9 protein-coding genes are annotated in these 15,776 nt (G+C 64.5%); 6 read left to right on the top strand and 3 right to left on the bottom strand.

The features are described from left to right. Window positions 1-68: 68 nt before the first annotated feature. Complete coding sequence (gene malQ, locus KIH79_RS03805) at window positions 69-2,405, bottom strand: 4-alpha-glucanotransferase (protein WP_420829350.1); 2,337 nt, start codon at window positions 2,403-2,405, stop codon at window positions 69-71. Between the two features lie 920 nt (window positions 2,406-3,325). Beyond that, window positions 3,326-4,984, bottom strand: coding sequence for an alpha-amylase family glycosyl hydrolase (locus tag KIH79_RS03800; RefSeq protein WP_219058195.1), 1,659 nt, complete (start codon window positions 4,982-4,984; stop codon window positions 3,326-3,328). Window positions 4,985-5,262: 278 nt separating this feature from the next. Between KIH79_RS03800 and KIH79_RS03795 the strand changes: the two genes are divergently transcribed. From KIH79_RS03795 to KIH79_RS03770, 6 genes are all read left to right on the top strand, one after another. Continuing rightward, window positions 5,263-6,606 carry an extracellular solute-binding protein gene (locus KIH79_RS03795; protein ID WP_219058194.1) on the top strand — a complete coding sequence of 448 codons (1,344 nt, stop codon included), beginning with the start codon at window positions 5,263-5,265 and terminating at the stop codon, window positions 6,604-6,606. Between the two features lie 455 nt (window positions 6,607-7,061). Beyond that, window positions 7,062-8,441: a carbohydrate ABC transporter permease gene (locus tag KIH79_RS03790; protein WP_219058234.1), complete on the top strand. Its 1,380-nt coding sequence runs from the start codon at window positions 7,062-7,064 to the stop codon at window positions 8,439-8,441. Next, window positions 8,438-9,334: a sugar ABC transporter permease gene (locus tag KIH79_RS03785; RefSeq protein WP_152358076.1), complete on the top strand. Its 897-nt coding sequence runs from the start codon at window positions 8,438-8,440 to the stop codon at window positions 9,332-9,334. The genes KIH79_RS03790 and KIH79_RS03785 overlap by 4 nt, the downstream gene beginning before the upstream one ends. A gap of 447 nt (window positions 9,335-9,781) precedes the next feature. Further along, window positions 9,782-11,818 carry a type I pullulanase gene (gene pulA / locus KIH79_RS03780; protein WP_219058193.1) on the top strand — a complete coding sequence of 679 codons (2,037 nt, stop codon included), beginning with the start codon at window positions 9,782-9,784 and terminating at the stop codon, window positions 11,816-11,818. A gap of 109 nt (window positions 11,819-11,927) precedes the next feature. Beyond that, the gene (locus KIH79_RS03775) at window positions 11,928-12,728 is read left to right on the top strand and encodes an HAD family hydrolase (RefSeq protein ID WP_219058192.1); all 801 of its coding nucleotides are present in this window, start codon (window positions 11,928-11,930) and stop codon (window positions 12,726-12,728) included. Between the two features lie 242 nt (window positions 12,729-12,970). Then, complete coding sequence (locus tag KIH79_RS03770) at window positions 12,971-13,756, top strand: TraX family protein (protein ID WP_219058191.1); 786 nt, start codon at window positions 12,971-12,973, stop codon at window positions 13,754-13,756. 665 nt (window positions 13,757-14,421) lie between these two features. Here the strand turns inward: KIH79_RS03770 and KIH79_RS03765 are convergent. Next, on the bottom strand, window positions 14,422-15,453 hold the full coding sequence (locus tag KIH79_RS03765; protein ID WP_219058190.1) for a LacI family DNA-binding transcriptional regulator: 1,032 nt from the start codon (window positions 15,451-15,453) through the stop codon (window positions 14,422-14,424). Between the last annotated feature and the right edge of the window lie 323 nt (window positions 15,454-15,776).

The raw sequence follows: 15,776 nt of genomic DNA, 5'->3' as shown, positions 1-15,776 counted from the left end.
TATGTATGCGCCGTCCGCATGCGTGCGTACCCATGGGCGCGTGCACGCGGACGCATACATACATGCCGCTACGCCCGTCCGTTCATGACGGCGGCCAGTGACAGCACGCGCGGATTGTCGAACACGTCCTCGGTGTGCACGACGTGCCCGGCCGCGTCGGTGAGCGGGATGCGCCAGTTCGGGTACTGGTCGGACGTGCCCGGCTGGTTGACCGCGCGATGCTGCCCGACGCCGTCCATGAGCGTCGCCTGCCGCAGCACGCTCGGCGTGTCCGTGAGCATGCGGTGCATCGCCTCGACGATCCGCTGCTCGTACGCCGGCACGTCGGCGGCGATGTCCGCGGCCGACAGATACGTGCCGATCGCGCCGGTGGCGGTTGCGGTCGCATCGGTGGCGTCGAACTGGTCGGTCCCGCCGGCCAGTCCGACACAACCGGCCAGTCCGTCCGTGCTCGGCACGCGCAACCATCCGCCGCTCACCAGCAGCTCGAGCATCGCGCGACGCTCGGCCTCCGCCGATGCTTGGAATTCGTCGGCCGACGACGCGAGCAGCCCCAGTTCCTCGCGGATCTTCACGTGCTCGAATTCGAGATAACCTGCGGTCGGCGGCAGATCGTGCGTGGTGACCGACGCGAGCGCCTGACGGCGGTACGTGCTCGGCGGCGCGTACGGATCGCCCGCGGTGGCCGAATCGTCGACACGAGAGAACCACTCGACGTCGGTGCCGAGCACGCCGTGATCGGCGAGTATCTTGCGAACGTAGTCGGGCACGGTGCCGAGGTCTTCGCCCACGACCACGCCGTTCGCGCGCGTCGCCTCGATGGCGAGCACGGCCAGCATCGCCTCGTGGTCGTACGTGACGTACGCGCCGCCCTTCGCGCCGCGGCCTTGCGGGATCCACCACAGCCGGAACAGGCCGAGCACGTGGTCGATGCGCACCGCGCCGGCGTGCTCGAAGATAGCGTGCACCATCTCGCGGTACACGCGATAGCCGGTGTCGGCCAGATACCGCGGGCTGAACGGCGGCTGGCCCCAGTCCTGGCCCTGCTGGTTGTAGAAGTCCGGCGGGCAGCCGACCGTGACCGAACCGACCGCGAACCGTTCCGGATTCCACCACGCGTCCGCGCCGAGCATATGCACGCCCACGGCCATGTCGAGCATGAGTCCGAGCGCCATGCCGGAGCCCTTGGCGGCGGTCTGTGCGGCGGTCACCTGCTCGTCTGCAATCCATTGCAACCACCGGTTGAACTCGAACAGATCATGGTGCTCGCGCACGAGATCGGCCACTTCCGGCGACTCGCGGTCGTATCGCGTGAACCACGAATCGGCCTCCCACGGCGCGCCCCACACTTCGAACGCGAGGCACCACGTCGCGAACGCGTCGAGGTCCGGTCCGGCGGCGGCCACGAACGACTGGAACGCGGCCTCGCGTTCGGCCGAGCGCGGCTGGTCGAAGATGATGCGCAGCGCCCGGCGCTTCGCGTCCCAGCTTGCGTTGAGATCGAGCGGATCACTGCTATCGTTCGCGGCGGCGACGGTCGCGTGCAACGCGTCGACCCGCGCGCGGGCCTCGGCCGGCAGCTCGGCGTATTCGGGCACGTCCTGCGGACGGATGTACGTCACGTTGAGGAACCGTCGAGATTCGGGCAGGTACGGCGACGGCTCGAGCGGTGGCACCGGCGCGGTCGCATGGATCGGGTTGATGAGCATGAAGTCGGCGCCGGACTTGGCGCCAGCGTCGGCCGCGAGCCGGCGCAGGTCGCCGTAGTCGCCCACGCCCCACGACTCGGGCGAACGTTCGGCGTACAGCTGTGCCATCCAGCCCCAGCGCGGCTTCGCGGCGACCGCGTCGGGCAGCGGGATACGCTCCGGCGCGACCAGCAGCGTCGCCTCGTCCTGCCGCTCGCCCGTGTCGACGCGCAGCGTGTGGTAGCCGATCGGCAGATCGTCGGGCAGCACAAGGAACTGGTCGGCGCTGCTCACGCTCGGCAGGATGTCGTCAAGATCGCTGTGATACCGTGTGCCGTCTTCCAGCGTGATGGTCGCCGTCGGCTGCTCGGACTCGGTGCAGTGCAGCGTGACGGACGTGTCCTTGCCTGCGGTGACGACGATGGTATGGCTGTGCAGGAGCCGTTCGTCGCGTTCGTGTTCGAGTTGCGCGAGCGAACGTGCGATTGCCGCGTCGCTGCCGGCGTCGATGCCGAGCGCGGCGAGTACGTTGACGAGCACGTCGTCGTCGATTTCGACGTAGGTGCCGACCTGATCGATGTACGACGTGGCCACGCCGCCGGCCTTGGCGAGGCGGATGAGCGGGCGGGCGAGCCGTTCCGCCGATTCGGTGGGCTGGGCTGGTTTGGCGGGCACATCTGGCGCGGCTGGGGCCGTGCCGATCGCTGCGGGGGTGATCGCGGGCGCGACGGCCGGTGCATCCGAAGCGATGGGTGCGGTGGGCGTGTCCGATGCCGTGCCGGCCGCGGCAGACGTGGTTTGGGCAGGATTGATGTTCGGCGTGACGGACGCGGCTGATGCGACAGGTGCGGTCGGGGTGGGCTTGATAGGAGACGTGACGGATATGACTGGTGCGATGGGCGTGTCCGATGCCGTGCCGGCCGCGACCGACGCGTCTGGTATGACCGATTCGGTGGGGGATGTGTTCGGCGTGGTGTCGGTCATGGGCTTCTCCTTCGATGTCGTGCTGACGCGTCGTTGCGATCGTATGCCGCCATGTGGTGTCTCTATGCTCGGTAGATGACATTTACATGGCGCAAAACGTTGCTTCTTACAGCATAGAAGCTATTGACATCGTTTGCAATACCGGTGTTTCCCATGATCCGTCCCATGATCCATAGGATGGAGGGATAACCCAAGTTCGTCCCCGAATTATGATTCCGGACAATTCCAGACAAAACTGGACGAGGCCCTCTGCGGGTCAACATGGAATGTGGGCATAGACGGTACATGTACGGGCCGAAAACGACCCCGTAATGACCGGTCTATGCCCACGATTGAGCACATATCCTGTCTATGCCCGCAATGTGCCTGCCGTAATGTACCGTCTGCACCCACGAATCAGGGAATCGGACCGGGATCCGCGCTGCCGTGGCGTGTATTTGACCGGTCTATGCCCGCACTTGTACTGTGTCGGGTTGTAACTGCGGCGTTCTTATTTTCTTGGCTCCCCTTGTCGGGGGAGCTGTCACGCAGTGACTGAGGGGTAGTCAGAACCCGTCGCATTAAGCCCGGCAAAGCACTTGTTCTGATGAGCGACTCAGCGGGCCATCGTCCACGACAATCGTGGGCATAGCCGGTACGGCAACAGCGATTCGTCAGCGGAGGATGGCGAACGACTGGGCCGGGAGCGTGAGCGCAGTGCCGGCCAGAGCGGGGGAGCCGACGGCAAACGCGATGTCGCGTCCGGCTGCGTCGGCGGGCAGACCGAGGGTGATCGTCTCGTGACCCGGATTCATCGCCACGATCACCGAACCGTCAGCCGTAGCCGCCTTGTCATCGGCCGCGGCCGTGCGACGATACGCGAACGCGCGCCCGCCGTCGAGTCCGGCGAGCACGTCGAAATCGGCGTCGGCGTGCAACGCGGGCGTCGCATGACGCAATGCGAGCAGCGTGCGGATCGTCGACAGCAGCGAATGCGGATCGGCCGAGGCTGCGGCGACCGTGGGCGCGGCATCACCCGGATCGACCGGCAGATACAGCGCGTCGGCCGACGCGTCGGAGAAGCCGAGGTTCGGCAAGGTCTCGTCCCACTGCATCGGCGTGCGGCTGCCGGTGCGTGTGTATCCGCCTTCCTTGGTGGGCAGCGGGCGGTATCGCATGCCGATTTCGTCGCCGTAGTACAGGAACGGGCAGCCGGGCATGGTCATGAGCATCGCGTACGCGATCGTGCGCTCGCGTTCGGTGAGCCGCTGGGCGGTGCGCAGCGTGTCGTGATTGCAGGTGATGAGGTCGAAGTAGCCGCCGGCGCGGCGCGCGTCGGCCAGCTGCGGCAGGTACTGGTCGAGGAACGGTTTGATCGACGTGCCGGAGTCGGCGTTGAAGTAGCTCAGGTCGCCGTCGTGCGCGAGCGGCGTATCGGTGTTGCGCAGCAGCATGTTGTAGCCGTTCGGATTGCCGTCCCAGCGCCAGTCGAGGTAGAAGTCCATGTCGAATCCGGCCTGCATCGACTCGTGCGGGCGGCCCCATTCGGCCACGAACGCGGCGTCGGGGAATTCGGGGCGGATCTTGGAGAACATGTACTGCCACGTGCGGATGGTGAACGGCTTGCCGTAGTCGTCGTGCTTGACGAGACTGTCAGCCATGTCCACGCGGAAGCCGTCGGCGCCGCGGGAGAGCCAGAAGCGCATCACGTCGACCATCGCGTCGCAGGTGGCCAGTGCGTCGGGGCCGAGCGCCGGCTTCTGCCAGGACGCGCGAGGGTGGGCAAAGCCGTAGTTGAGCGCGGGCTGGCACTTGAAGAAGTTGAGGATGTAGGTGCCGTCGCGGTCGGTTTCGCCGCCGATGAACGGCAGGCCGTCGCCGCCGGCGATCCACGAGTCGGTCCAGATGTAGCGTTCGGACAGCCCGCCGCGATCGGCGGGGTTGGGCTGGGCGGAGGCACGGAACCAGGGGTGCTCTTCGCTGGTGTGGCCGGGGACGAGGTCGAGCAGGACGCGGATGCCGCGTTCGTGCGCGGCAGAGAACAGCGCGATCAGGTCGTCGTTGGTGCCGTAGCGGTCGGCGACGCGCGTGTAGTCGCGTACGTCGTAGCCGGCGTCCTTGAACGGCGAGTCGTAGCACGGGTTGATCCACAGCGCATTGCAGCCGAGGCTGGCGATGTAGTCGAGTTTGCCGATGATGCCGGGGATGTCGCCGATGCCGTCGCCGTTGGAGTCGGCGTAGCTCTGCGGATAGATTTCGTAGAATACGGCGTCGCGCAGCCATGCGGGATGCGCAGGGGCGGTGTGTGTTTCGGTGTGTCGCGTGTCGTCCATGACTCAGGATCCTTGTGTTTTGAACGGTTTGCTGCCGGAAGCGGCGTTCGTTTGCAATGATACCGGCAACGGTGGAGTTGCCAACGTTTGCAGAACAGTGCTATAGTGTGAACCACTGATGCACCGCAGAGAACTTGCATAGGTGATCATTAGCCGTGGAAATCACGCTGATGTGAACGTATGCAGGAATGGGCTCCGCAAGAGATCTGCAACGTATGCAGTGCACGCAGGAATCAGCGTCGAACGCGCTGAAGCGTCTTCACAGGAAAGGAAGATCGATGAAGATCAATTGGAAGAAGGCCATCGGCCTCACCGCAGCCGCCGCCATGCTGCTCCCGCTCGCCGCCTGCGGTTCCGACACCGCCAGCAACGGCGGTTCCTCCTCCACCACCACCGGCACCACCGAGGTCACCCTGAGCGTCTGGTCCCCGCAGGAAGACCAGGCCAAGGGCAAGGACGGCTCTGACTCCTGGCTGGCTCAGGTCGAGAAGAAGTTCGAGGAGGCCCACCCGGACTACAAGATCACGTGGAAGAACGACGTCGTCTCCGAAGCCGACGCGTCCAAGACCGTGATCGCCGATCCGGCCGCCGCCGCCGACGTCTACATGTTCGCGAACGATCAGCTGGGCGCGCTGGTCAAGGCCGGCGCCATCGGCGAGCTGGGAGAGAACGAGGCCAAGCAGGTCAAGGATCAGAACTCCCAGGTCCTCGTCGATTCCGTGACCGGCACCGACGGCAAGCTCTACGGCGTGCCGTACACCGCCAACACCTGGTTCATGTACTACGACTCCTCCGTCTTCTCCGCGGACGACGTCAAGAGCTGGGACACCATGCTCTCCAAGGCCGCCGTTTCCTTCCCGATGACCAACGGCTGGAACATGGCCTCGTGGTTCACCAAGTCCGCCGACCTGACCTTCTTCGGCGACAACTCCAACCCGACCGACGCCTCCAAGGGCATCTCCGTCGATGTCGACAAGCTCACCGCGACGACCAAGTACCTCGTCAAGATGGCCAACAATCCGAACTTCATCAACGACGACGACACCTCCGGCATGGACAACCTGAAGGCCGGCAAGGTCCACGCCTACTTCTCCGGCACGTGGAACGCCTCCGCCGTCAAGGACATCCTCGCTCCCGACAAGGATGAGGACGGCAAGGCTGATTTCGACCACTACGCCGCCGCGCAGCTGCCGAAGTTCACCGTGGACGGCCAGGAGTACCAGATGTACTCCTTCGCCGGTTCCAAGGCCGCCGCCTACAACCCGAACGCCAAGAACTCCAAGGTCGCCGCCCAGTTCGCCGCCTTCCTCGGCTCCTCCGACGCCCAGAAGCTCCACTGGGATCTGCGCGGCGTGGTGCCGTCCGACAACTCCCTCGCCGACTATGAGGGCAACGGCTCCGACTTCGGCTCCATCGCCAAAGACCCGGCCGCTCAGGCCCAGATCGCCACCATCGCCAACACCTCCATCCTGCAGCCGTCGATCGCGGCAATGGGTGAATGGTGGGACCCGGCCAAGGCCTACGGCGCTTCCATCGTGAACAAGGAAACCACCGAAGACAACGCCGCCCAGAAGGCCGCCGACTTCGCCAAGCTGCTCGCCGCGATGACGAAGACCGAATGATCGTGATCGCCGCCGGTCCCACACGCAACGCAGACTCCGGTCTGGCGGCAATCATCCAAACAACACATAACTGAACATCCCCTCCCAACCGAGGGGAACCAACTCTTGAGGGTCCGATAAGGTACGCCACTGCGGAGCGGATGTTACGAAACCGCGCAACCGCTCCGCAGCCTCAACCAACACAGCGGTTTCATCCACAACCTACCTCTCCTTCTCCTCCTTCATTGCCCGTAGAGTTCGGGTGCCGGGGCCTCCCCGGCGCCCGGGCTTTGCGCGGTTGTAGAGGCAATGCAAGTCGTCGGGAGGCGGATGAGGAGGCAGCATCGTTGCAATCGAAGGGCGCAAGGGAAGCGCCAAAAAGACAACGATTGCAACACATTAGTTTTTGGAATAGGAAAGCAAGTTCAGAGAGGCGGTAGGGTTTCATGACAACGGCAACCCTTTCCCCGCGGGAGATGAAGCGGCGCAAGCGCATGGGCGCCGACTACGTGGCTCCTTCGCCGTATTCGGTGAAGGCCGCGCTGACCCAGGGCGACGTGCTGACCAAGCTGTCGGCGATCGTGTTCGGTCTGGGCAACCTCGCGCGCAAGCAAATCGTCAAGGGCCTGCTTCTGCTGGCCGGCGAGATCGCGTTCATCGCGTTCATGGTCAGCAGTGGTGCAGGCTATCTCAGCAAGCTGCCGAGCCTGGGCACGCAGAAGCAGGGCAAGGTGCTCGTCGACGGCTACTGGGAGTACACCGCCGGCGACAACTCGGTCATCATCCTGCTGTACGGCGTGTGCTCGATCGTCGCGATCATCGCGTTCGTCTACCTGTGGACGCTGTCGCTGCGCTGCGCATACAAAGCCGAATGCCTCGCCAAGGCCAACGACGGCAAGGTGCCGTCCCTGATGGACGACATCGCCACCCTCACGGACGCCAAGGCGCACGAACTGCTCATGTTCCTGCCGACGCTCGGCATCCTCGTGTTCACCGTGCTGCCGCTGATCTTCATGATCTCGATGGCGTTCACGAACTACGACCACAGCAACGTCGTCCTGTTCGACTGGGTCGGCCTCGACACGTTCAAGCAGGTGTTCTCGGGCGGCGCCGGCGCCACCGTCAATGCGCAGCTATTCGTGCAGGTGCTCATCTGGACGCTCGTGTGGGCGTTCTTCGCCACCTTCCTCAACTTCTTCTTCGGCATGTTCTTCGCGATGATCATCAACCGCAAGACCACCCGCTTCAAGGGCTTCTGGCGCGCGGTGTTCTCCATGTCGATCGCCGTGCCGCAGTTCGTCTCGCTGCTGGTCATGCGCACCATGCTGCGCCAACAGGGCATCATCAACCGCATGCTCGAATCCGCCGGCCTGATCGACGCGCCGCTGCCGTTCCTGACCGACGCGACGTGGGCGCGCGTCACGGTCATCGTGATCAACCTGTGGATCGGCATCCCGTACACGATCATGCAGATCACCGGCATCCTGCAGAACATTCCGGCCGATCTGTACGAGGCCGCGCGCATCGACGGCGCGAACTGGTGGCAGATCTTCGTCAAGATCACCATGCCGTACATCTTCTTCGTCCTCACGCCGTACCTGATCACGACGTTCACCGGCAACGTGAACAACTTCAACGTGATCTACCTGCTCACGGCAGGCGACCCGGTGCCGGTCGGCGCGTCCGCCGGCAAGACCGATCTGCTCATCACCTGGCTGTACAAGCTGACGGTCGACAAGGGCGACTACAACCTCGGTGCCGTGATCGGCATCATGACCTTCATCGTGCTCGCGGTGGTGTCGCTCATCACCTACCGCAGCTCCGGTTCCTACAAGAATGAGGAGGGATTCCGGTGAGTAATCACAGCATTCAGAAGGCTCAATCGCATAGCCTGCTTCACGACGCGCGCAAGCGCCGCATTCTCGGCGACGTGCTGGCCCACCTGTTCCTTGCGGTGATGGCGGTCATCTGGATCATTCCGGTCGTGTGGGTGTTCGCGGAAAGCTTCAACCAGGACAAGTCGCCGTCGCAGAGCTCCTTCTTCCCGAAGGCGTACACGCTCGACAACTACATCGAACTGTTCACCGACCGCACGGTCATGAACTTCCCGCGCATGTACATGAACACGCTGATCGTCGCGTGCTTCGTGTGCGTGATCTCGATCTTCTTCGTGCTCTCCGTGGCGTACTGCATGAGCCGCCTGCGCTTCCGCACGCGTAAGACGTTCATGAACGTGGTGCTGATCCTCGGCATGTTCCCGGGCATCATGGCCGTGACCGCCATCTACTTCATCCTCAAGGCTATGGGCCTGACCGAAGGCAACACGTCGATCATCGCGCTGATCCTGGTCTACTCGGCCGGCACCGGTGCGGGCTTCTACGTGATGAAGGGCTTCATGGACACGATCCCGACCTCGCTCGACGAGGCCGCGATGCTCGACGGCTGCACTCGTTTGCAGGTGTTCTACAAGATCATCATCCCGATCTGCAAGCCCATGATCGTCTACCAGGCCATCATCGGCTTCCTGACCCCGTGGCTCGACTTCGTGATGGCGAAGGTCATCTGCCGTACGCAGACCAACTACACCGTCTCGCTCGGCCTGTGGCTGATGCTGCAGAAGGAGTACATCAACAACTGGTTCGCGAAGTTCGCGGCCGGCGCGGTGCTCGTCTCGATCCCGATCGCGATCCTGTTCATCGTGATGCAGCGCTTCTACCAGGAGTCGATGAGCGGGTCGGTTAAGGGCTGAGGCCATCAAGGAAGCCCTGTGGGCTTCCGGCTGGCGTCAGCCTGAGCGAGCCGATAGGCGAGCGAAGGCAGCATTGAGTCTCGCCAAAGGCGAGTCCGTAATTGCAGCGCCGCAGGCGACGCCTCACAAGGGTCGAAGGCGAGCGTTACGCCAAAAAACCATTTCACTAGGGACAAGCAGGGGACAGCTAAGAGGGCATAAAGAGGTGTGGCCTCTCAGCTGTCCCTTGCCGTGTCTGTGACGGCGCACGACGGACGCGGCGCGTTCACCACGTCGCACACCGTGTGTCGCACGATGTGCGCCGCACACCGCAGACACGCACATCACACGTACTTCCTACCGAACATGAAATAGGAGCATGCGAGGAGAGAAGCCAGCACAGCAATCAGGCGAGGACCTGCTCGAGTGAGGCAGCCGAGACAAGGTCCGGTGAGGAAAGGAACCATGATGACGTCACCAGTTCCGGCGCCAGCCGCCGTCGACGCGACCCCCGCCGACATGGCCATGCCATGCCCCGACTATCCGGTCTACACCGACACGGATCTCGGCGCATTCCCCGATGCGAAGGGCGCCACGTTCCGCGTGTGGGCGCCCACGGCCAGCGGCGTCACGTTGCGTTTGTTCGCCGCCGGCTCCGAGGAGGAGGCCGAAGACCCGGAGGAGATCCACGACATGACCCCGGGTGCCGACGGCACGTGGCTCGTCCGCTGCGACGGCATCGGCCACGGCGTCTACTACGACTACATCGTGCGCTTCCCCGACGGCACGAGCGCACGCTGCGCCGACCCGTGGGCGCGCGCGGCCGGCGTCAACGGCCGCCGCAGCATGGTCGTCGACCTGTCGCTTACCGATCCCGTCGGCTGGTCGCAGGACCGCCGTCCGCGCGTGAACGGCAGCGATCTGGTCATCTGGGAGACGCATATCGGCGACTTCAGCAACGATCCGCACAGCGGCATCCCGGACGAGCATCGCGGCACGTACCTCGCGTTCACGCACCCCGACTCCAGCGTCGACGGCAAGGGCGAGTTCCCGACCTGCATTGCGTATCTCAAGCGCCTCGGCGTCACCGCCGTGCAGCTCATGCCGTTCTACGACTACGGTTCCATCGACGAGACCGTCTCCCGCCGCTCGCCCGAACGCAAGTTCAACTGGGGCTACGACCCGCTCAACTACAACGTGCCGGAAGGCTCGTACAGTACCGACCCGTTCGACGGCGCGACCCGCATCCGCGAATGCAAGCAGATGATCCAGGCCCTGCACGCCGCCGGCATCAAGGTCATCATGGACGTGGTCTACAACCACATGTTCTCCACCGACAACTGGTTCGAGCGCATGATCCCCGGCTACTGCCTGCGCCGCAAGACCGACGGCACGTTCTCCGACGGCTCCGCCTGCTCGAACGACGTGGCCAGCGAACATCCGATGATGCGCAAGTACATCGTCGACTCGGCCGTCTACTGGGCGCGCGAATACCACGTCGACGGCTTCCGCTTCGACCTCATGGGCCTCATCGATACGGACACCATGAACGCCGTGCGCGCCGGGCTCGACGCGCTGCCGGGCGGCGCGACCATCCTCATGCACGGCGAACCGTGGGCGGCCCGCGAAACCGCGCTCGACCCCAAGTCCGGCGCCGTGCTCGCCGACAAGCGCGGGCTCAACCGCCTGAGTACGCGCATCGGCGCGTTCTGCGATTCGACGCGCGACGCGGTGCGCGGCCACATCTTCTACAACTGGGTGCCCGGATACCTGACCGGCGCGGCCGCCGACTACGCCGACGACATCCGTCACGCCGTGGACGCGTGGCGCGGCACGATGCGCGAATCCGCGAGCGTCGGGCAGGTCATCCAGTACGTCTCCGCGCACGACGACCTGACCCTGTGGGACAAGCTGTGCGCCGTCCTGCGCCGCATGCCGTCCGAAACCGACTATGCCGCCGCCGATCCGTCGTGCGACGACCTGATGCGCGCCAACCGTCTCGCCGCAGGCATCGTGTTCTCGGCCGCCGGCGTGCCGTTCCTGCTCGGCGGCGAGGAGTTCGCGCGCACCAAGCACGGCGACTCAGACTCGTACTCCAGCTCCGTCGAACTCAACCAGCTCGACTGGCGGCGCGCGCAGCGGCTGTCCGGTTTGATCGATCACTATCGCGCGCTCATCGCGCTGCGCCGCGGCAACCCCGCGTATTATGGCGGCGCGCGCATGATCGTGCCGCGCACCGACGAAACCGTCGTGTTCCGCGTCGGCTACGACTGCATCGCCATCAACCCGACCGGCGAGACGCAATACCAGCCGACCGTCGATCTCGAACTGCCCGGACCGTACGGCGAGGTCGCGAAGATCGCGCCGAACGGCTGGCAGTGCGTGTACTGGTCGGTCGGCGCGAGCGGCGCGGACGGGATCGACGAGCCCGGCGACGCGCCCGCGATCGCCGATCGCCGGCTGCCGCTGCCGCCGTACAGCTTCACGGTATGGCGGCGCTCATGACGGTTGCCGTGACAGCCGTTCGGTGTGCGTGACGCGGTGTGGGGCGCAAGGTGCCACACGATGATGTCGGTCGCGGTGCGTACGTTCTCCGCGGCCTTGAGGAAAGGATATGACGATGCGTTACGACGCCGTGTTCTTCGATCTGTACGGCACGCTGATCGACATCCGCACGGATGAATCGTCCGACGCGGCATGGGATGCGCTGCGGGACGCGCTCGCCGGATACGGCATTGCGTACGACGACGGTCGCGGTGATGATCGTGACGATCGCAACGCCGGTCTGCGCGCGCGGTTCGATGCGGCCGCGCGGCCGCTCATCGACGCGGCTCGCGCCGAACGAGGCGAATGGGCCGAGCCCGACCTGCTGCCCGCGTATGCCGCGCTGCTGGACGGCACCGATCTCGGTGACGGTCGTGATGACGGTCGAGACGATGCAAACGATCGCGTCGCCGCATCCCGCGCGCTCGCGTGGACGTTCCGGCGGGGGAGCACGAGCCTGCTGCGCCTGTATCCGGGAGCGTTGGAGTTCCTGCGGGCGCTGCACGAAGCGGGGCTGCGCGTTGTCCTCGTCAGCAACGCGCAGGCCTGCTACACGCGGCCGGAACTTGCTCTGCTCGGCCTGGACGCGGCGCTCGACCGCATCGTCATCTCCAGCGACGAGGGCGTGCGCAAGCCGGGAGCCGAGATCTTCCGCCGCGCGCTCGCGGCCGAGGGTCTCGCGGCGAATCGCGTGCTCATGGTCGGCAACGACGTGCGCTGCGACATCGACGGCGCGCGTTCGGCGGGCATCGACGGCGTGTATCTGCGCACCGAGATTTCCCCGGCCGACGATCCGGCCGTGTGCGAGTCGGCCGTGCTGTCGCTGACCGGCGCCGACTATGCCGGGGTTCAGCGATTCCTTGGCCTGTGATTCGGCGTCCGGCTGGACCGGGCCGGGGAAGATGTGCCGGCGCAAACGTTGTCGGACAGGGCGGTTGCGCGCTTGGCGGGCGGCCACTGGTTGTTTTTCCGGCTGCTATTTTGCCGGACTTGGTGGTGGGTTATGATGCCCCCTCAGTCACTGTGTGACGGCTTCCTGACAAGGGGAGCTAGGACAATAAGGGCAAGCGGCTCAGGCCGGGCACGGTGTCAAGAAGCAGAAACGGAGTGACCATGAACGAGATCGAGATGGCGAAGGTTCGCAAGACCGCGGAGCGTGGCGCGGACGCGGGCGGGCGCCGGCGCGGGGGACTGAGCGCGTTTCGGCTCAAGGTGATCGGCGCGGTGTTCATGGCTCTGTCGGTCGCGTCTGTCACGCTCGTGCCGCTGATCTTCGGCGCGCCCACGGCCGACAACATGACCGCGCTCACCGTGGCCGTCGTGTGCGAGATCGCGTCGTGGTGCGCCGTGCCGATCTACGCGTGGCTGCTGTTCGACGGCTGGCGGCACACGCGCAACCGTTGGCGTTACTGGGCGCAGCTGTTCGTCGCCGCGTCTGTGGCCGGCCTGCCGTACGACAAGATCATGACCGGGCAGTGGTTCGATGCACGCACGCACAATCCGATGTGGGGGCTCGTGTTCGCGTACATCGTGCTCGTCGCGGTCGATTGGATTGGGCGCAGGTACGCGGGCGCTGCGCGTTGGACACTCACCGTGCTGGTGATCGTGGCTGGCGTGCTGTGGAACCTGCTGTTGCGCATCGGCGTGAGCCAGCAGGTGATGTACACGGGCGTGGTCACGCTCGCGTTCGTGATGGTGTTCTACTTCCTGAACCGGCACGAGAACACGATGATGTTCACCGCCGGCCTGCTCGGCGCGGTCTCCTGCATCACGCCGGGCATCGGCGTCGCGTTCCTGCACTACCGCAACGACCGTCTCGGCTATGCGCGCCCGTGGGCCAAGTGGGTGTTCTACGCGCTCTACCCGGCCATGCTGCTGCTGGGCGCCCTGATGGTCTGACGATCTGGCCTGATGGCCTGGGACGGCCTATAAGGGCCTATAGGAACCTGCGGGCTGCAATCCCATTGATATGGATGGTGGGCCGTTGCCGGTGGTGAACCGGTGAAAAGGCCCGACGCCGAGAACATCGGCCGTGTTGTGGGTATAGACGGTACACTGTCGGGATTCGTGGGCATAGACGGTACATGAACGGACTGGAATGGGCCTGTTCGTATACCGTCTATGCCCACGATCCAGCAAATAGCCCGTCTATACCCACGACTGGTGGACGGTAATGGTCGGTCTATGCCCACGATTGGAATTCGCCCGTCGATAGGACAGGCTCGGGCCACCGGTATTATCCCGTCCATGCCCACACTGGCATTTCCGGTCCGGGACCTCTTGGCGTTCGTTGGATTCATCGTGGGCATACGCGGTACATCAGCCGGACGACGGCACGTGGTGGGGTTCCATGTCTCGCAGCCGAATCGCAATTTGACTGATCTGTTGTGTTGGTATCGCGCTATCGTGCGATTCCGATACGGCAGGTTCCGATACGACGGATTCCGATACGACGGATGTGCCAGTACATGCACGCCACCACAATGCGAAGAGCTCAAAAACGGGGGGCTTGCGGCGGATGATTTCCGTCGCAAGCCCCCCGTTTGCGTTGTTGCTGGAAGCGGTCAGTCGTCCAGCTCGAAGGGGGCGTCGGTGCCGCGGGGGATGAGCTGGGCTTCGACCGTTTCGAACGGGTTGTCGAGCTCTTTGCCGTTGATGAGCTTGATCGCCTTGTTCGCGGCGGCGCGGCCCATCGCGTACGGGTCCTGGCGCATGGTGGTCAGGTTGATCGTGTCGGCGTACGGGCTGTCGTCGAAGCCGATGATCGAATAGTCGCGCGGCGTGCGATGGCCGTAGCGTTCGAGCTTGAGCACGAGCGGGATTGCCATCATGTCCATCTGGCAGCAGATCGCGTCCGGGAACTCGTCGAGCGAGAGCAGCGCGGACAGCGCGGAATCGACGAACGCCGGACCGCGCGGCACGGAGAGCACCTCCCAGTTGAGGTCGTCGCGCTTGCGTTCGGCGTCCTTGCAGGCGTTGATGAAGCCGCGCGTGCGGGCGTCGATCGAGGAGTCCATCGTGGCGACGGCCTCGGAGCACGGGTACACGATGTGCTTGTGGCCGAGGTTGATGAGGTGCTGCGTGGCCTTGTACATGCCTTTTTCGTCGTCGATGCTGATGGTGGCGTCGAAGCCGTCCACCGAAGGCGTGTTGATGCCGATGATCGGCACCTTGAGGCGCTTGAGCTGGTCGACCTCGTGCGGGTCGATGGCAAACGACGCGACGAAGATCGCATCGACGTTGCGGCGCACCGGCAGCTCGGTGAAGAACTCATGCCGGTTCTGCGCGGTGTCGATGTGCTGGAACAGGGAGATGTCGTAGCTGTCCGGGTGCATGACCGATTCGATGCCGGCGAAGACCTGCGTGTTGAACCAGCTGGTGATCTCCTCGTTCATGAGCAGCGCCACGCGATACGTCTGGCCGGACTTGAGTGCGGTGGCGGAGCGGGAGATGTTGAAGTCGAGACGGTCCGCGATTTCGAGGACCTTGCGGCGGGTTTTGATGGACACCAGCTCCGGGCGCGTGAACGCGCGCGAAACGGTGGAGATGGAGACCCCCGCCTCCTTGGCGACGTCGTAGATGTCTGATTGGGCCATGGTGCTCCTTCGTGTGACGAGCGTGTCCGCTTGGGCGGCAACAGTGCTTTCCAACTGCAAAATTGATTTCCATCATACTGCATACGTTGGCAGATTGGTTGCAGTCTCGTGATTTTTGTGCGCGGATTTTTGTCGGCGAACCGCATGATGTCGCGGGAAGCGCGCTGTTGCGGCGATTGCGCGGCTCTGCAAGTTGGTTCGCGGGCCTCGGAACGCCGTTGCCGCGCGCGTCGGCGCCGTGCTATCCTGAGATCGACCGCGCAATGCGAACGTAAGCAAGAAGTTGCGATGACAACGCTGGCTTCTCTGTTGTCACTTACGCA

Origin of the sequence: Bifidobacterium miconis, from assembly GCF_019331735.1 — a bacterium.
Classification (GTDB): domain Bacteria; phylum Actinomycetota; class Actinomycetes; order Actinomycetales; family Bifidobacteriaceae; genus Bifidobacterium; species Bifidobacterium miconis.
The sequence above is the reverse complement of the archived record's forward strand: the minus strand, read 5'-3'. Positions and strand labels throughout refer to the sequence as shown.

Coding starts and splice junctions, on each gene's coding strand:
- KIH79_RS03800 (WP_219058195.1), bottom strand. CDS start 4,984: ATGGACGACACGCGACACACCGAAACACACACCGCCCCTGCGCATCCC.
- KIH79_RS03795 (WP_219058194.1), top strand. CDS start 5,263: ATGAAGATCAATTGGAAGAAGGCCATCGGCCTCACCGCAGCCGCCGCC.
- KIH79_RS03790 (WP_219058234.1), top strand. CDS start 7,062: ATGAAGCGGCGCAAGCGCATGGGCGCCGACTACGTGGCTCCTTCGCCG.
- pulA (WP_219058193.1), top strand. CDS start 9,782: ATGACGTCACCAGTTCCGGCGCCAGCCGCCGTCGACGCGACCCCCGCC.
- KIH79_RS03775 (WP_219058192.1), top strand. CDS start 11,928: ATGACGATGCGTTACGACGCCGTGTTCTTCGATCTGTACGGCACGCTG.
- KIH79_RS03770 (WP_219058191.1), top strand. CDS start 12,971: ATGAACGAGATCGAGATGGCGAAGGTTCGCAAGACCGCGGAGCGTGGC.
- KIH79_RS03765 (WP_219058190.1), bottom strand. CDS start 15,453: ATGGCCCAATCAGACATCTACGACGTCGCCAAGGAGGCGGGGGTCTCC.